The organism is Paenibacillus sp. ALE2 (genome assembly GCF_054113385.1).
This window is the reverse complement of record NZ_CM134213.1, coordinates 3,918,637-3,935,968: the sequence shown is the minus strand read 5'-3', so window position 1 is coordinate 3,935,968 and position 17,332 is coordinate 3,918,637. Positions and strand designations below refer to the sequence as shown.

The following is a 17,332-nucleotide window of genomic DNA, read 5'->3' as shown; positions in this document are numbered from 1 at the left end:
AATTAAAACGCCTAATATGCGTAGCCTTTATAATTAGGAAATGTAGCCCATAAGACGATTCACGATAGTTTCACTGTTTTCTTCCGATCGGCAAATAATCAAAATGGTGTCATCCCCGCTAATCGTACCCATGACCTCAGACCATTCGATATTGTCTAATAAAGCAGCAATCGAGTTAGCTGTTCCTGGCAGGCACTTCATCACAATCAGATTGGTTGTGTAGTCAATATGCAAAAAGTTGTCAACCAATGTACGTTTCAGTTTCTGCGTCGGATTGTAACGCTGGTCTGAAGGCATCGAATATTTATATCTGCCGTCGTCCATTGGAACCTTTATGAGCAGCAGTTCTTTGATATCCCGGGATACAGTGGCCTGGGTGACCTGAAAACCAGCCTCACGCAATGCTTCAACTAGATCATCCTGCGTTTCAATCTCATGTTGTGAAATAATTTCCCTGATTTTAATATGTCGTTGACCCTTCATATAATCCTCCTATGGATTAACCTTCATATTCCTCTTCTTCGAGGTCTTCCACTATTGTAATAAGACGAATACTTTTCTCGTCCGTATCAACGTACAATACCCCCGCACAGCCTGGATAGAGCAGCAAATAAGGCATAAGCCTGTCCCGTAAATCAGGACCGTTCCACTCCATAGGTTTCTTGCGGCGTGACGTTTTGACCATATATGTCGAACCGTTACGTACAGCTACGTAGTCAATAAACAAACGGCTATACACGGTATGTCCATTCACTTTAAAAGCAAGCGGTATTTTCATTTTCCCGCCCACCACCTCATATCCTGCTTCCTCCAGTTGGTCCACAGCAGGTCCTTCGTTTAAATCCTCATTAATCGGTATCGTTTTTAGCACAAGCGGTCCCGGCTCCTTTAACCAGGCACGCAGGCTATAAAAAGCCCATATCCCTAATATCACCCCGATCACAGTGATGATAACCGTATCGTATTGCGTGTCCATGAACCGATCACCTCATGGACATATTCTAGGACATGACGCAAAATTCCTTTTCATCTGTACATCCATTATAGGCGAACGTGAGTTCTACAAGCAATCCCTCACACCAAAAAGAGGTTCTCTTAAGTTCACAGAACTCATGGAGAACCCCTGAATGTCACTTACGCGATGGGCCATTATTAAAAGTCTGACCTGCTTCCTGAACAGTTCGTTCAATCAGTGGACTGTAATCCATCTTTTCCAGCTGCGATTCTGCGGCCGGGAGCCCATCCAAACGCCAATGCGCTAAAAATTCAATATTTCCTTCGCCGCCTGTAATCGGGGAAAAGGCCAAGCCTTGCAACGTAAGTCCAAGCTCATGTGCAAACATTAAGATGGTCTGCAATACTTCTTTATGCGTAGCAGGTTCTCGAACCACGCCAGATTTCCCAACCTTTTCGCGACCAGCTTCGAATTGAGGCTTGATTAGAGCTACAATATCAGCAGGTTGATGCAGCAATGCAAGCAATGGCGGCAAAATAATTCGTAACGAAATAAAAGAAACATCAATACTTGCGAAATTAGGCACAGGACCGCTCAAATCCGCAGGTGTCATATATCTGAAATTCGTTTTCTCCATAACGCATACACGCTCATCATTACGAAGTGACCAATCCAGCTGATTATACCCCACGTCAATGGCATACACGTACTGAGCTCCATGTTGAAGCGCACAATCCGTAAAGCCTCCGGTTGATGAACCGATATCTAGCATCGTCCTGCCCTTCATGTCCAGCTCGAATTGACGGATGGCCTTTTCGAGCTTCAACCCTCCACGGCTTACATACGGATGCACCGAACCTTTAACTTTAAGCTCACTGGAACGGGGTACCTTCATTCCCGCTTTCTCGATCCGTTCACTGTCCGCCAACACTAAACCTGCCATGATCGCGGCTTTAGCTTTTTCGCGGCTTTCAAAAAAACCTTGTTCTACAAGCAATACATCAATGCGTTCCTTCGGAACAGACATGTTAATCTCCCTTTAGGCAGCCAGGCTGCTCTTGTCATACTTTTTATAAAATCATGTTGTTTACTTTAAGTTATCCTATACAGATTGCCCCATGCCATATGCTGGCTCAGCGGACCACTTACGCAGCTTTAAGCACACAGCTTCAACGGTAAGTCCCACTTCAGCGCGTTGCTCTTTGATGGAGCCGTGCTCCACAAACAGATCGGGAATCCCCATTAACCGCACCTGTGCATCTTGTATTTCTTCTTTGGCGTAAAATTCCAGTACGGCACTACCCAAACTTCCTGCTTCAGAAGCTTCTTCCAATACAATCAGCTTCGTATGCTGGCGGGCCAGCTCACGCAACATCTCCTCATCCAAAGGCTTGAGGAAGCGAGCATTCACAACGCCCACTTGCATACCCTCACGTTTCATCGCCTCCGCAGCCTCTGTCGCCACTTGGAGCATCGGTCCTGAAGCGATTACAGCGAAGCCCTCACCTTTACGCAGAAGCTCCCAACTGCCGATAGGAATAACCCGCAATTCTTTATCCAACGGCACGCCAACCACATTAACACGTGGGTAACGATAAGCAATTGGACCGTCTTCGTAGTCAAGTGCTGTTTTCATCATATGGCGGAGCTCATTTTCATCCTTTGGCATCATAAGCACAAGATTCGGGATATGACGCAAGAATGCTACATCAAACACGCCATGATGAGTTTCACCGTCTGCACCAACAAAACCAGCACGATCAATCGCGAACATCACATTGGCATTATGACGACAAATATCGTGCACAATTTGGTCATATGCACGCTGCATAAAAGTGGAATACACCGCAAATACCGGCTTCATCCCTTCCATTGCTAACGCTGCACACATGGTTGCAGCATGCTGCTCAGCAATGCCGACGTCGATCATACGTGTAGGAAACTCTTTACTAAAAGGTACTAGTCCTGATCCACCAGGCATTGCAGGGGTGACCGCAATGATGCGCTCATCCTGTTCAGCCAGCTCAATCAGCGTTCTACCGAAAATTTCCGTATACATCGGATTGCCTACAGCTTTGAGTACCTGACCTGATTCAATTTTGTATGGACTGATGCCGTGCCACTTGTGTGAATCGGCCTCCGCAGGCTTATAGCCTTTACCCTTGGTGGTTACGACATGCACTAATACAGGGCCAGTCACGTTATCAGCCTGCTGAAAAGTCTCAATTAGCTTGGACAAATCATGTCCGTCCACCGGACCAAGATACGTAAATCCCAGCTCTTCAAACAGCACACCTGGAACCATCATATATTTAAGACTGTCCTTGACGCGGCCAGCCGATTTGGCAAGTTTACCGCCTATAGCGGGTATTTTTTTCAGCAAAACTTCCAGCTCATCCTTTGCCCGCAAATAGTGACGGTCCGAGCGAATTTTGCTCAAATAATTATGCATGGCCCCTACATTCGGGGCGATGGACATTTCATTATCATTCAGAATGACCATTAAATTTTTACGTTCATGACCAATATGGTTTAATGCTTCGAAGGCCATGCCCCCAGTCAACGCGCCGTCCCCGATCATTGCAATAACTTTATTGTCCTCGCCCTTCAAATCACGTGCCAAGGCCATCCCCATTGCAGCCGAAAGGGAAGTGCTGCTATGTCCAGCTTCCCAAACATCATGCTCGCTCTCACTTCTTTTTACAAAACCACAAAGTCCATCACGCTGACGAAGTGTATCAAAACGATCCATTCGCCCTGTCAATATTTTGTGCACGTAGGCTTGGTGCCCAACGTCATAAATCATCTTGTCCTTTGGACTGTTATAGCAATAATGCAGGGCGATCGTGAGCTCAACCACTCCCAGATTCGATGCCAGATGCCCCCCAGTCACGGACAGCTTCTCAATCAAAAAGCTCCTGATTTCCTCGGCTAGAGAAGCCAACTCCTCAACCGACAGTGATTTCAGATCGCCTGGTTGCTTTATGTGTGGAAGCAGCACGCATATCTCCCCGCTTTCCTTCAAGTTTGTGTGTAAAGTTAACAAGTATTATATCACACTTTTGGACTGTGCTTAAACGCAGACAAGTCAAACCAGTTTTAACACTACTAATGATCACGCTTCATCAGGTAGTCCGCTATCTCCAGCAAGCGCGAAGAATCGGGAATACCACCTTCTGCAATCACTTTTTTGGCGGACGCTGTGAGTTCCTCCACTTGCCGCAGAGATTCGTCCATACCGATGAAATACGGATAGGTAACCTTCTCCTGTTCAACATCACTCTGCGTTTTTTTCCCCATTTTGCTTTCATCGCCTACGAGATCCAATATATCGTCCTGAATTTGAAAGGCCAAGCCCAGATCTCGTCCAAAGCGGCGAAGCGCCTCTAGTTGACTCTTGTCTGCCCCACCAATCCGTCCACCTGCTAAGAGTGAGAAAATGATCAAATCAGCCGTTTTATGAAGGTGGATATATTCCAATTCCTCGATCCCCGTCATTCCCTGCTCGCCCGACATATCTGCGACCTGTCCACCTACCATGCCTCTGGCACCGCTCATTTCGGATAAATCCTCAACTATGGACAATAGCGCATCGGAAGAAACCCCGTGACGACGACCCGCCTGCACGATGCTATAAAATGCATGGGTCAGCAAAGCATCGCCCGCAAGAACAGCAACCGCCTCGCCGTATACCTTATGATTCGTCAGCTTTCCTCGCCGATAATCATCATCATCCATCGCCGGCAAGTCGTCGTGAATGAGGGAATACGTATGTACCATTTCTACCGCACATGCTACTGGCAACGCCGCTTCCCTGCTTCCACCAAATGCTTCCGCAGCGGCGATCACAAGCAGAGGCCGCAGCCGTTTACCGCCTGCGGTCAGTGAATAGTTCATAGATTCTCGAAGAACATCTGGAATGTCCCAATGCGCCGGAAACTGCTCGGTCAATGCAGACGAAACTGCATCCGCCGTCACAGTCAAATATTCCTTGAACGACAGTCTATTCAAGCCCTTCACCGCCGTTTTCATCCAATCCGCCGCCGAAAGGCTTCTTGCGCAAATCTCCATCCTCTTCCACGATCATTTCAATTTTACGTTCGACCTGTTCCAGCTTCTGACTGCAAAGCTGAGACAGCTTCATCCCCCGCTGGAACAAATCAATGGCTTGCTCCAGAGGAACGTCTCCATGCTCCAGTTGTCCGACAATTTCTTCAAGAGCGGCCATGGCCGCTTCAAAATTCAATTCCGCTTCATTCGCCACCGTGCTTCGCGTCCTCCTTCATTCCCCATACTTGACAGTCTAACTGTCCGTCACTCACTTTTATCTTGATAGAATCTCCCGGTTGTACATCTTTGAGCGACTTGATTAGCCGTTTCTCCTGCTCATCGTATACCAAGCTGTAGCCTCGGGCCATGACTTTGAGCGGACTCAGCGCGTCCAGCTGACGAATTCCGGTATGCAGCTGCTGCCGCCCCGTTTTTGTGATCGCACGCATCGCAGACTCCAGCTGACGTTGTGCCATATCCGTCTGCTTGCGCGCCGAACGAATTTGTTCACGCGGATTAAACCGCTCTAGTACCTGACGCATACGCGCGTTTTTCTCTGCGTTTAAGCGTGAACGGTTAGCCGCTGCGCGGATCAGACGCTGATGCAGCATGTCCATCCGCTCTGCATGCTGGAGCATGTAGCGGCGCGGATGCAGCAGCACTGGCGAACGCCGAAGCCTCATCAAGCGTTCACGGCTGGCTTCCAACCGCTGCCTAAGGGCATTACGCAACCGCTGCTCCCGCTGAAGCAGCTGATCCCGAAGCTCTCCCTGATGAGGCACAGCCAGCTCAGCTGCTGCGGTCGGCGTCGCTGCGCGTAAGTCAGCCACAAAATCGGCAATGGTAAAATCCGTTTCGTGTCCAACGGCCGAAATCACAGGAATGACCGATGCGTAAATGGCACGCGCAACCGCTTCCTCATTAAACGCCCACAGTTCTTCTAAGGAGCCACCACCCCGTCCGACGATCATCACCTGAACCTCCTGCATACGATTCATGGCTTCAATTGCCTTAACGATCGAGGGGGCAGCACCTTTTCCTTGCACAAGAACTGGATACAACACGATTCCAGCCTGCGGGTATCGCCGTTGAAGTGTAGTGATAATATCACGCACAGCCGCTCCGGTCGGTGACGTAATTACGCCAATGGTCGCAGGGTGAGCAGGGAGATTCCGTTTGCGAGTGGTATCAAACAGCCCTTCTGCATCAAGCTTTTGTTTGAGTTGTTCATAAGCCAAATAAAGGCTGCCAATACCGTCAGGCTGCATTTGAGTCGCATAAAATTGATATTGACCATCCCGTTCATACACGGATACGTTTCCCCGGGCGATAACACGCGTACCTTCTTTCGGTACGAAAGGGAGCCGTCTATTATGAGTTGCAAACATAATCGAACGTATGCGGCTCCCCTCATCCTTGAGCGTAAAATACATGTGACCACTCGAATGATGCGTAAAGTTAGAAATTTCCCCGCGTATCCATACATCAGACAGCACCTGATCGGATTCCAGTTTCATCCGGATATAGCGATTCAGGTCCTGTATAGAATAAATACGTTGTTGTTCAGCCACAGGCAGCTGCCTTTATGCCAAACCGTGCGACCGCTTGGCCGCTACGAGCGTATTTTGCATCAGCATTGTAATCGTCATTGGGCCTACTCCGCCGGGAACAGGCGTAATCGGACCGGACACTTGCTTTACGCTCTCAAAATCAACGTCACCCGCCAGCTTTCCGTTCTCCAGACGATTCATTCCCACATCGATAACTACTGCACCCGGCTTTACATACGAAGCATCGATGAAATTGGCTTTGCCGATGGCAACGACCAAAATATCCGCTTGTTTACTGAGCTCGGCAATATTCGCTGTACGAGAGTGACACATCGTAACCGTAGCATTTTCACGCTGCAGCAATAATGATACCGGCTTGCCCACGATATTACTGCGACCAATAACAACTGCATGTTTACCAGCTATTTCTACTCCAGCGCGTTTGATTAACTCAATGACTCCAGCGGGAGTGCAAGGCAATAGGCTATCATCGCCGATGACCAGATTCCCTACGTTTACCGGATGAAATCCGTCAACATCTTTCTCCACTGCAATCGCGTCAATGACAGCTTTTTCCTGAATATGCTTTGGCAATGGCAGTTGCACCAAAATCCCATGGATATTACTTTGATGATTCAGCTTATCCACCAGTTTCAGTAATGCTTCTTGCGAAGTATCTGCCGCCAATCGATGAACCTCAGAGTAATAGCCGAGATCATGACACGCCTTTTCCTTATTTTTAACATACACCTGAGAAGCAGGATCTTCGCCTACCAGTACAACAGCCAGTCCGGGTTGAAAGCTGTGTTCTTTCAAACGAATGACCTCTTGCTGAATGCTTGCCCGAATATCCTGAGAGATTTGTTTACCATCAATGATCGGTGCTGACATGTTTAACCACTCCCCAACCTGATTCAGTAGTCTCTAATTAAAAACGTGCTTTCAATTGCTCCAGCTCTTGTATCACTCGTCCCAGCACACCATTAACAAATTTACCCGATTCCTCGGTACCAAAGTGCTTCGACAACTCAATTGCTTCATTGACTGCTACCTTGGCTGGAACATCCTCGCGGAAAATCATTTCATATACCGCAAGCCTCAAAATTTGACGATCTACACGCGAAAGTCGGCTGATCTGCCAGCCTTTCAGGTAATCCGCCAACAGCCCGTCAATCGCTTCCTTGTGCTCCCATGTGCCACGCACATGCTCCAAAACATACGCTCTTAACACTGCCGCGTTTTTAATTACGACTTCGGCTTCGTTTTCCTCGGCCGCTTCCTGAAGCAGCATGTCCACAGCTGCCGCCGCTTCCACTTCATTCATTTCCATATGGTACATACTCTGTACCGCTAATTCCCTCGCCAGACGTCTTTTCATGCCCTGCCTCCTACGCTTGCCTATATCTATTTTTCATTCTAACCAATTTCCATAAAAAAACCTGTGAACGCATCCTCCAAAACCGTTGGGCGCAAATAAGCTACAGCTGTATTTTGGAGAACACGTATCACAGGGTTCATTTAAAAGGACGCCAACGCTGCGACAACCATTCGCTCCATTCTTTCCAAGGGAAGAATGGACCAAGCGCTGAATCGCTACGTCTTCCTAGCGTATATCCGATGAACACCATCAATGCAAAGAACAACATATTCCAAAAGCCTGCCCACAAGTAAATAAAACCGAAAAAAATACCAGCCGTGATCCCCATGATCCGGCCCTTGTAACTTCCCCATATTTCTTTCCAGGGCATCAGGGAAAATCACCTCTATTCCACACGACTCTTAAAGCTTGGTGACTGAGAAACATTAGCGATGTACACCGACACATTGGATACTGGAATTCCTGTAATCTCTTCCACATGGTCGTGTACCCCCTTTTGTACCTCGGAGGTTAACACCGGAATGGAGCTTTCCCCGTCAACAATCGCCCGAATCGTAATATCAAGTCCCGATTCCAACACACGAACGCGTGCTTTCAGATCCTGCATCCCGCGAAATCGGGAAGCCGCTTTGAGGCACAGATTTTCGATGGTATCCACCGAAATCTGAATATCACCGTATTCGGTTCGCTGATCAATAGAATGCTGTACGGTTTGGTTCCGTCGAATAGAGATATAAAAAACCCGAAGACTCAATAACAACAGAACTCCTGCAATAATCAAGCTGGTAAACCACACCACTCGCTCATCCTCAATACTTAAAACATACGGAATGGCCCCGCTCAGGAGGAGGATGGCGAGAATGGAGATAATTCCGATACTTAAGCTGTACAAAAACAGCAGAAGTCTGTCCATAACTTTAGCCACGAAACGCACAGCCTCCTTAAATTAGAGTAAACCCTCGACCCATAAGGGTCGGGGGTTTGTACAAAGTATCGCTCTATTTAACCCGTCCGGCGCCCAGCACTTCCGGCTCTTCTACTTTTTCAGCATTTTTGAATTGAACATCGTGAATTTGCACGTTCACTTCTACCACGTTAAGACCTGTCATGTTTTCAATGGAACGCTTAACATTATGCTGAATAGCAGCAGCCACCTCGGGCAGACGGTTACCATACTCAATAATGACGGAGACGTCTACAGCAGCTTCACGCTGTCCGACTTCCACTTTTACACCTTTAGATAAATTTTTGCGGCCTAGCAGTTCGGCAAATCCGCCAGCAAATCCGCCACTCATTCCCGCAACGCCCGGCACCTCAACGGTAGCCAGTCCGGCAATGACTTCAATAACTTCCGGGGCAATTTGAATCTCCCCAATTTCTGTACGTTCGAATTCGGTTGGCACTGTGCTCATACCTTCAACACCTTTCGGTCAAAATAAGTTTCATTCCAGCTTTGGATATCAAAGCAGACATGCTCACTTATTATCCATACTATATCATTTGGCGTTCATTATGACAAACTGAGGAAATATACCGATTAAACTTCGTTTTCCTCCAAAAATTTAATATCAAAATCGCCTTCAATAAAGGTCGGATGCTCTAGTAAGCGCTGGTGAAAAGAAATCGTTGTGGGTATGCCCTCAATAGCAAACTCAGCTAAAGCCCGCTTCATTTTGGCAATCGCCTCCTGCCGTGTAGGCGCCCATACAATCAGCTTGGCAATCATAGAGTCATAATAAGGAGGAATGCTATAACCTGGATAAGCAGCGCTGTCTACCCGCACTCCAGGACCGCCCGGAGGCAGATAAAATCCAATTTTACCCGGTGCAGGCATAAAATTACGATCCGGGTCCTCAGCGTTAATACGGCATTCGATTGCCCACCCATTAATCGTGACTTCTTCCTGCGTAAAGGAAAGCGGATGCCCTTCAGCAACCGAAATCATTTCTTTAATCAGGTCTACACCGGTAATCATTTCTGTTACTGGGTGCTCCACCTGAATACGTGTGTTCATTTCCATGAAATAGAATTTATTGTCCGGACCAAGCAAAAATTCAAGCGTACCTGCGCCAGAGTATTGAACGGCCAAAGCTGCACGAACAGCTGCCTGTCCCATTTCTTCACGAACATCCTGCGAAAGTACTGGACATGGTGCTTCCTCCAACAACTTCTGACGACGACGCTGAACAGAGCAGTCCCGTTCACCCAAGTAGGCAACATTACCATGCTTGTCCGCTATGATCTGTATTTCCACGTGTTTCATACCGGTCAGATATTTTTCCAGATACACGCCCGCATTACCAAAGGCCTTCTGCGCTTCCTGCTGAGCAGTCGTGATTTGCTGGATAAGATTATCCTCATCTTCAGCGATACGAATACCTTTACCACCACCACCTGCTGTGGCCTTGATAATGACCGGATATCCGATATCACGTGCGATACTGATTGCATCCTGTACATCCTCAACCAGTCCGTCTGAACCTGGAATAACTGGAACCCCGGCATCCTTCATGGTCTGCTTGGCTACAGCCTTATCTCCCATTTTGTTAATTGCTTCAGGAGAAGGTCCAATAAACGTAATATTGCATGATTCGCAAATTTCAGCGAAGTCTGCATTTTCCGCCAAAAATCCGTAACCTGGATGAATGGCATCACATTCAGTCAATGTAGCAACACTCATCAGGTTCGTAAAATTAAGATAGCTGTCCTTAGACAACGTCGGTCCGATACAGTAAGCCTCATCTGCGAGACGCACATGTAACGAATCCTTGTCAGCTTCCGAATAGACGGCAACTGTCGAAATATTCATTTCGCGGCAAGCGCGAATGATACGAACTGCAATTTCTCCACGGTTCGCGATTAATACTTTTTGAAATGTCATGACTTTATCCTCCCTGGGAGCAGTCTTGCCGAACCCTCAAAAAGGGGTCAAACAAGCTTTTTACTCCGGTTTCACAAGGAACAATGGCTGGCCATACTCAACCAACTGTCCGTTTTCGGCCAAAATTTCCACAATTTCGCCCTTCACTTCAGCTTCCAACTCGTTCATCAACTTCATCGCTTCAATGATACATACCGTTGTTTTATCGCCTACTTTACTGCCGATACTCACATACGGAGCCGTATCCGGGGATGAAGAACTATAGAAAGTGCCTACCATCGGAGATACGATTTTATGTAGATTGCTTGCATATTCCTTTGGTTCCCCAGCAGTTGCATGTCCAACATCGGACTGTACTTGTGGATTCGGAATTGCAGCTTGTGGCGCCACTGTATAAGCAGGTGCTGTTACAGGAGCCTGTACGGTAACGATCTCGCTTTTACCCGGTTTACGGATCATGAGGCGAGTTCCTTCATTTTCAATTTCAAGCTCATGCACAGACGTTTCATCCACCAGCTTGATCAATTCCTTAATCTCGCTTAATTTAAACATCTCTATTAATCACTCCTTCAGCATTTTGCCGGTTGCTGATAACATTTTTGAAACAGCTTTATGTATTATATCACAATCATTAAAAATAGAAAGAGCCCGGGATTGTGCAGAAATCCGGGCTTTTTCGCGTTTTTTGTCTTATTGTGTAACATACTGGACACTGATCTTGTCCTGCGTTACGTTTAATTCCTTCATGACTTTATCGACAATCGTTACCGCTTGCTTAGCATCCAATTTTTCACTCAGAACCACTACTTTGTATTTATCAGCATCTTCCTCGCGGACAACTGCATTGGCGAATTGCTGCTGTAGTTCTTCTTCGATACCGGTAATTTTGGCTTGTTTATCTTCAAGTACATGCAATTCCTTTTGCGCCTCTGCGGCTTTCTGAGGTGTACTATCATTCATTGCCGTAGTCAGCTCATCATTTTTCTTTTGATTTTCCACATCCCGCTCCAGCAAATAGTTGTCAATCACAGCTGCCGCTGTTGGTTGGGCTGCTTGTTCGCTTGCCACTTGATCAAGTACCTGCTTGTCGGTTTTAGCGCTAGAAGCTGCTTTGTCATCACTTTTAGCTGTTGTGTCTGTCTTAGCTGTAGTTGTGTTTTGATCGGATGCAGTCGATTCAGTAGCAGGGGGGGCGGCGGCTGTGTCTTTATCACCTTTTGATGGTTCTGTTGCTGGATCAGTTGTAGAAGCTGTGTCCTTTGTGGAAGTCTCTGCCGTTCCGTCAGTTACTTCTCCATTAGTTACTACTTCATTTACTTTCAGTTCGTTCATTTGTTCTTCTGCCTTTGTCGTTGCTTCCTGTGCAGCATCCTGTTTAACCTTGCTCACCTGCTCGCTGTCCGCTACTGGCGGATTCGCCGGACTTGAGTCCTCCGTAAACAAATAATATGCAGACAGTACCACCATTAAACTCAGCATGGACACCAGCCAAACGGTTTGTCTTTTATTATTCATGTTCTGTCCTCCATATTCATAAGTGGTTTGCAATATTAACTTCTTTGTTCCCCAATTCCATATTATCCCTGCTTACGCGGAACGACTGATATTTTGTATGAAGGTACGTTTAGTCCCTTCTGCACAGCATCCACAATGAGCTGCTTCACCGTAGGGTTTTCTGCCCCCATAGCCACAACAAGCACTCCCCTTACCTGTGGTTTTACTTTTTTGGTAACAATCGGGGTGTGCTGACCGCCCGATGATTCATAGGTGACAATCTCACCATCGCGTGTATATTGAGTAGTGTGCCTTTGTCCACCATTGGCGTCCGACTCGTTATTTTCTTCCTGCATGTCCTTCACATTCCGTTGAACGATCACTTCTTCGGTAGAATCTACCGTAACCATGACATCGACGGTTCCTACGCCAACAATCTGCTCCAGCATCTGTTTCATATTATCCTCAAAAGCCTTCTCGATTCCGGCGAAGGAACTGTCCTCACCTACCGTTGTTTCTAACGCAGGCTCATTTTTCATTACGCCAGGCGGTTCTCTCCCTACGTTTTCCGGGTCGACTTTTTTCACATTAACGAATGAATTAAAGAGCATGATCGCTACACCGATAAGGCCAAGAATAAGTAGCCAACGAAATGAATTGAACCTTTTCGCTCCGTCCCCCCCTCCACCCATCCATTGCTCCAGCTTTTTCCTCCATTTGCCCATTTCGGTTCACCTCCTGTTACCATTCATGTGTTCCATCCTGCGAATTAATCACCTGAACATGTGTGCTGTCGATCCCCCATTTTTCACGTAGAATTCCTGTGATTAAACCAAAAGCTTTCTGATCCGCATATTTGCCATTCTCTGTGGTTTCGTCAGGACTACGATCATCTTCTCGCGTTCCTTCATTATGATTAGAGGGTTTTGACTGTGTCGGCTCCACACGAATATTCACTGTCTTTTCAGCTACAGGCTCCACCACAACCGGCTTGATATCTGTACCCTTTGTGTTTTTTTCTTTTTCTGCCTTCTGCTCCGCCAATTTGACCACTACTGACTGAACACCCGTTCCTGCCTCTAGCCCCGATTCTTTCTGCTGAATCTGCGCAAGGGTCACCTGGACCGACTGAATTGCTAACCCAGTGTACTGCTCCAATTGCCCTTTCATTTCCTTAGCTACCTCTTTGCCTGCCCATTGCATGGAGCTTTGTTCCTGCTGTTGCTTTAGCTTGTTGCCTTTGGCTAAGATCTCTTCCAATGTCGGTTCCCTATTACCTGTCTCTGCCTGGCGTTGCAGATCCAATGCTCGCCCCAGAACCTCTGAGGGACTACTGCTCAGCAAGCGCACAATCGGAGACAGCAATGTCAGCAAAACAAGCAGGCTGAGTACGAGTTTGACATACCTTTCCATAGATCGGCTCGGTAAGATCATATCGACAAAAGAAGCCAGCAGCACGATTAGCACTAGTTCCTTGAGCCAGCCTCCCAGCCAGGTCACGTCACTCGCCTCCCTCTCGTTGGATTATGTGCATGTATTCACCTCATCATGACTGTCATGTTGCCTGCTGCGAGCATGACGGTAATCGCAAGGAAGGACATTAATCCCACTGCCGCCAGTGCCGCAAAAACATAAATCATACTCTTGCCGATGGCATCCAAACATTCCACAATAGGCGTATCTCCCAAAGGCTGCATGATTGCTGCGGTCACTTTATAAATGAGGGCTAGTGTCAGAATTTTGAGAGCAGGAAAAGCACACAGGAACAAAATAATGATGACTCCCACAAGGCCGATGGCATTTTTAACGAGCAGTGATGCCGAAATGACCGTATCCGTCGCATCTGCCAGCGCCTTGCCTACCACCGGAACAAAGCTACCTGTAATATATTTAGCTGTACGGATTGTTAATCCGTCAGTAACCGAAGAGGTTAATCCCTGTACCGAAATGACTCCTAGAAAAATAGTCAGAAGCACTCCCAGCACGGCAACACCCGCGTTCCGCAGTAGATCAGCTAACTGGGTCAGCTTGTATTTGCCCGTGAGCGAGTTGACCAAGTACAGCACAGCCGAGAAGAACAGCAGCGGGAAAACAAGCGTATGAATAACTGTTCCGACCGTGTTGATCATAAATACAATCAGCGGGTGGGTCACCGAAACGGTGACAACGTTACCCATCGAGGCCAACATGGTAAACAGCAAGGGCAACATCGCCATCATGAAATGAATCATGCTGTCAATTGCTTCTTTGGCATAACCAATCGCTACACTAAAGCTATTAATCGCCAAAATGATAATGACCATGTACACGATAGCGTAGGCAACTTTGCTGACCTGCTTGCTTTCAAAAGCGCTTTGCAGCGTTTCCAGCACCATACTCATAATGCTGAGCATGACGATGGTGACGAGCAGCTTGGCATTCACCCGGATTTCATGGATGAAAAAATCAGCTATGGCCATCAACACACCTTTTATACTGAATCCTTCACCACCCGGAAGCAGCATGTCCATGAAAGAAGGCGTTTTCTGGTCAGGGAAAAATCCGCCGTATTGCTTCATGAGTCCGTCCCAATAATGTTCAACATCATCTTTGGGCATTTGCTCCGCCTGTTGTCTGATCCATTCGTTTGTAGGTGTATCTGCGAAGAGGACCGCAGCCGAGGCACACCAGAGACATAGCAGCAAAATCACAATAACTTTGAGATTCGGCATGCCCCCCAGCCTTTTCATGGCATCACCCCCTCAGGCGGGCATTAGCTTCAGAATGGTATCAATAATAATGCTGATAATCGGGATTGCGAGTACCATGATGAGTACCTTTCCAGTAAGCTCTATTTTGGAAGCTATGCCATCTTGTCCCGCATCCCGTACGATCTGTGCTCCGAATTCGGCAATATAAGCGATACCGATTATTTTTAATACGGTTTTAAAATAAATCATGTCCATCCCTGAAGACCTGGCCAGTCGCTCCAGCACGGCAACCACAGATCCGATCTTGCCAATCAGCAGCAAAAAAATGACGATTCCCGCAGCTGTTGCAATCAAAAAGGCAAACATCGGCTTCTGTTCCTTGATAACTAAGATGAGGACTGTGGCAACGAGGGCGAAGCCCACCACTTGAATGATTTCCATGTGTTCACCTACTGAAAAAGAAAAATAGATTTGATCTCTTGCAGAAGGTTATCCAACATTCGCACCACCATGAACAGCACGACAACGAAACCGATGACCGTCACCCAGTGGGCCATGTCTTCCTTGCCCATTTGCTTTAGTACGGTATGAATCATAGCGATAATAATGCCAATTCCGGCAATCTGGAAAATTGCGTTCACTTCTAAATTCATTCGAGCACCCCGCTAATAGATCAAAATGACGATCAATGCTCCGATCAGCAGTCCCAGGCTTCTGCTCATACGCTCGTATCTCACCTGATCTGCCTGCGCCTGCGCTTCTTCATGGGATAACTGCTGGATGGTCAGCGCAATGTGCTTGATCTGGTCTTCACGGTCGCTGGTTCCAAGGCTGTAAGCAAGCTGACGCATCGCTTCCTTCTCGGCCTGCTTCATAGAGGAACGGCTCCACGAGACTTCAATCGCTTTATGCAAGCTTTCTCTGGCGGTCAGGCCAAAAGAGGGGTGCATCCAGCGTGAGGCTTGCTGAAACAGAGAGCGCAGCGGCTCTCGCAAGGGCTCTCCAGTCTTGGCGAATGCATCTGGTAACGGAGACACCCCGTAAGAAACCTCGGTGGTCAGTCTTTGCAGTGCGAGAATTAACTCTCTGATTTGCCGCGGCCTCATGGCAAATTGTTTTGCCCGCTGCCAGCCTGCCAGTGTGGTGGCTAGTATAACCAAGACAGCTCCCAGCAGCTTAAGCATAGGAGATGCCCCCGTTCTGCCCTTCTCCAGGCAGTGTCAGCCTGCGCTGCTTGGCATCTGCCAGCCGAAAAGAGACGCCCCGGCTCGTCCGCTCCAGCATGACATAGAGCTGGAACAGCTCCTGTCCTGTAGCTAATCCGGCAAAGGCAGATCGGCTCGCCATTTCAGCCACATCACGACCATGTGCGGAAGCAATGACTGCGATGCCTGCATGAAGCGCTTCACGTACCGCTTCCGCATCTTCTGGCCGCCCGATTTCATCCACAATCAGGACATCCGGTGACATCGAGCGAATCATCATCATCATACCCTCCGCTTTCGGACATCCGTCCAATACATCGGTGCGAGGTCCGACATCAAAGCCGGGGATGCCCTTATGACTACCGGCGATCTCAGAACGTTCATCTATAATGCCCACCTTAAGTCCATTTCGTCGCCCTCCGTTGCTTTGCATCCCTCCGTAACTCAGTTGTCGAGCCAAGTCCCTAAGCAACGTCGTCTTGCCATGCTGAGGCGGTGACAAGATGAGCGTATGCCGTATCGTCCCGGATTTTTGATCCGTTACATAAGGTAATATCCGATCAGCTATGCCAGGAATGGCCCGGGCAATTCGTACATTAAAGCTGCTTATATCCCTCAAATGCTCTACTCGCCCTCGATTAAGCACAGTTCTCCCTGCCAAGCCAACACGATGACCGCCAGGGATGGTAATAAACCCTTTGCGAAGCTCCTCTTCCATGGTGTACAGGGAATGATTACTGATAAAATCCAGCAATCGGTGGGCATCCTCGCGGTTAGGCTTATAGGCTTCAACAGGATTCAAAGTCAGCCGACCAGCAGTCGTTACAAAATGATGATCACCATTCGCATTAACTTCCAGCGGCCTTCCTTCCCGGACCCGAATTTCTTCCAGTTGCTTAAATACCGTTTCTGGAAGCCTTCCGAGTATACCGTGCAACGGTTCCGGAAATAACTCCAGCCATTCCATACCAGTGCCGCCTCCTCACAGTTGTCCTTTTTCTTTAAGACAAGTCTATGGCTGACTCTCGCTTTTTATGCCGAAAATATATTGAAAATCCAGTCGAACCTTTGATCACTCCTATCCATGCTCAGCGGACCTTTCCCCGCTCATTCAAGCACCTTTCCCTGC

The 17,332-nt window shown here is 47.7% G+C and carries 22 protein-coding genes; all 22 read right to left on the bottom strand.

The features are described 5' to 3' along the window. Positions 1-33: 33 nt before the first annotated feature. The 22 genes from ahrC to spoIIIAA all read right to left on the bottom strand — a co-directional run bounded on the left by ahrC (position 34) and on the right by spoIIIAA (position 17,170). Positions 34-483: a transcriptional regulator AhrC/ArgR gene (gene ahrC / locus ACXHJ1_RS17115; protein WP_013371768.1), complete on the bottom strand. Its 450-nt coding sequence runs from the start codon at positions 481-483 to the stop codon at positions 34-36. Positions 484-499: 16 nt separating this feature from the next. Beyond that, positions 500-976, bottom strand: coding sequence for a hypothetical protein (locus tag ACXHJ1_RS17110; RefSeq protein WP_107733393.1), 477 nt, complete (start codon positions 974-976; stop codon positions 500-502). A 154-nt stretch (positions 977-1,130) separates the two neighbouring features. Next, the gene (locus tag ACXHJ1_RS17105; RefSeq protein WP_016822283.1) at positions 1,131-1,982 is read right to left on the bottom strand and encodes a TlyA family RNA methyltransferase; all 852 of its coding nucleotides are present in this window, start codon (positions 1,980-1,982) and stop codon (positions 1,131-1,133) included. 75 nt (positions 1,983-2,057) lie between these two features. After that, positions 2,058-3,956, bottom strand: coding sequence for a 1-deoxy-D-xylulose-5-phosphate synthase (dxs, locus tag ACXHJ1_RS17100; protein ID WP_016822284.1), 1,899 nt, complete (start codon positions 3,954-3,956; stop codon positions 2,058-2,060). Between the two features lie 107 nt (positions 3,957-4,063). Continuing rightward, positions 4,064-4,987 (bottom strand): polyprenyl synthetase family protein, encoded by a 924-nt coding sequence (locus tag ACXHJ1_RS17095; protein WP_153794810.1) that lies wholly within the window; start codon positions 4,985-4,987, stop codon positions 4,064-4,066. Further along, on the bottom strand, positions 4,959-5,219 hold the full coding sequence (gene xseB, locus ACXHJ1_RS17090) for an exodeoxyribonuclease VII small subunit (RefSeq protein ID WP_013371773.1): 261 nt from the start codon (positions 5,217-5,219) through the stop codon (positions 4,959-4,961). Before xseB ends, ACXHJ1_RS17095 begins: the two co-directional genes overlap by 29 nt. Further along, complete coding sequence (gene xseA / locus ACXHJ1_RS17085; RefSeq protein ID WP_049800037.1) at positions 5,209-6,522, bottom strand: exodeoxyribonuclease VII large subunit; 1,314 nt, start codon at positions 6,520-6,522, stop codon at positions 5,209-5,211. The genes xseB and xseA overlap by 11 nt, the downstream gene beginning before the upstream one ends. A gap of 66 nt (positions 6,523-6,588) precedes the next feature. After that, positions 6,589-7,446: a bifunctional methylenetetrahydrofolate dehydrogenase/methenyltetrahydrofolate cyclohydrolase FolD gene (folD, locus tag ACXHJ1_RS17080; protein WP_016822287.1), complete on the bottom strand. Its 858-nt coding sequence runs from the start codon at positions 7,444-7,446 to the stop codon at positions 6,589-6,591. A 37-nt stretch (positions 7,447-7,483) separates the two neighbouring features. Further along, positions 7,484-7,933, bottom strand: coding sequence for a transcription antitermination factor NusB (nusB, locus tag ACXHJ1_RS17075; protein ID WP_019687905.1), 450 nt, complete (start codon positions 7,931-7,933; stop codon positions 7,484-7,486). Between the two features lie 136 nt (positions 7,934-8,069). Then, positions 8,070-8,303, bottom strand: coding sequence for a DUF2273 domain-containing protein (locus ACXHJ1_RS17070; protein ID WP_016822290.1), 234 nt, complete (start codon positions 8,301-8,303; stop codon positions 8,070-8,072). Between the two features lie 15 nt (positions 8,304-8,318). Continuing rightward, positions 8,319-8,858 carry an alkaline shock response membrane anchor protein AmaP gene (amaP, locus tag ACXHJ1_RS17065; RefSeq protein WP_013371778.1) on the bottom strand — a complete coding sequence of 180 codons (540 nt, stop codon included), beginning with the start codon at positions 8,856-8,858 and terminating at the stop codon, positions 8,319-8,321. A gap of 73 nt (positions 8,859-8,931) precedes the next feature. After that, positions 8,932-9,345 carry an Asp23/Gls24 family envelope stress response protein gene (locus ACXHJ1_RS17060; RefSeq protein ID WP_013310820.1) on the bottom strand — a complete coding sequence of 138 codons (414 nt, stop codon included), beginning with the start codon at positions 9,343-9,345 and terminating at the stop codon, positions 8,932-8,934. 125 nt (positions 9,346-9,470) lie between these two features. Continuing rightward, positions 9,471-10,814, bottom strand: coding sequence for an acetyl-CoA carboxylase biotin carboxylase subunit (gene accC / locus ACXHJ1_RS17055; RefSeq protein ID WP_013371779.1), 1,344 nt, complete (start codon positions 10,812-10,814; stop codon positions 9,471-9,473). 60 nt (positions 10,815-10,874) lie between these two features. Beyond that, positions 10,875-11,366, bottom strand: a complete 492-nt coding sequence (gene accB / locus ACXHJ1_RS17050) for an acetyl-CoA carboxylase biotin carboxyl carrier protein (RefSeq protein WP_016822291.1) — start codon at positions 11,364-11,366, stop codon at positions 10,875-10,877. Positions 11,367-11,504: 138 nt separating this feature from the next. Further along, on the bottom strand, positions 11,505-12,329 hold the full coding sequence (locus tag ACXHJ1_RS17045) for a SpoIIIAH-like family protein (protein WP_290402724.1): 825 nt from the start codon (positions 12,327-12,329) through the stop codon (positions 11,505-11,507). Between the two features lie 62 nt (positions 12,330-12,391). Next, positions 12,392-13,033 carry a stage III sporulation protein AG gene (gene spoIIIAG, locus ACXHJ1_RS17040; RefSeq protein ID WP_016822293.1) on the bottom strand — a complete coding sequence of 214 codons (642 nt, stop codon included), beginning with the start codon at positions 13,031-13,033 and terminating at the stop codon, positions 12,392-12,394. A 16-nt stretch (positions 13,034-13,049) separates the two neighbouring features. Then, positions 13,050-13,808, bottom strand: coding sequence for a stage III sporulation protein AF (locus ACXHJ1_RS17035; RefSeq protein WP_107733390.1), 759 nt, complete (start codon positions 13,806-13,808; stop codon positions 13,050-13,052). Positions 13,809-13,846: 38 nt separating this feature from the next. Next, complete coding sequence (gene spoIIIAE, locus ACXHJ1_RS17030; protein ID WP_017427498.1) at positions 13,847-15,037, bottom strand: stage III sporulation protein AE; 1,191 nt, start codon at positions 15,035-15,037, stop codon at positions 13,847-13,849. Between the two features lie 12 nt (positions 15,038-15,049). After that, the gene (spoIIIAD, locus tag ACXHJ1_RS17025; protein ID WP_013371785.1) at positions 15,050-15,439 is read right to left on the bottom strand and encodes a stage III sporulation protein AD; all 390 of its coding nucleotides are present in this window, start codon (positions 15,437-15,439) and stop codon (positions 15,050-15,052) included. Positions 15,440-15,447: 8 nt separating this feature from the next. After that, positions 15,448-15,651, bottom strand: coding sequence for a stage III sporulation protein AC (gene spoIIIAC / locus ACXHJ1_RS17020; protein ID WP_010345636.1), 204 nt, complete (start codon positions 15,649-15,651; stop codon positions 15,448-15,450). 12 nt (positions 15,652-15,663) lie between these two features. Further along, a complete protein-coding gene (spoIIIAB, locus tag ACXHJ1_RS17015) occupies positions 15,664-16,182 on the bottom strand; it encodes a stage III sporulation protein SpoIIIAB (RefSeq protein ID WP_457904948.1) in 519 nt (172 codons plus the stop codon). After that, a complete protein-coding gene (gene spoIIIAA, locus ACXHJ1_RS17010) occupies positions 16,175-17,170 on the bottom strand; it encodes a stage III sporulation protein AA (protein WP_457904947.1) in 996 nt (331 codons plus the stop codon). Before spoIIIAA ends, spoIIIAB begins: the two co-directional genes overlap by 8 nt. Positions 17,171-17,332 lie beyond the last annotated feature (162 nt).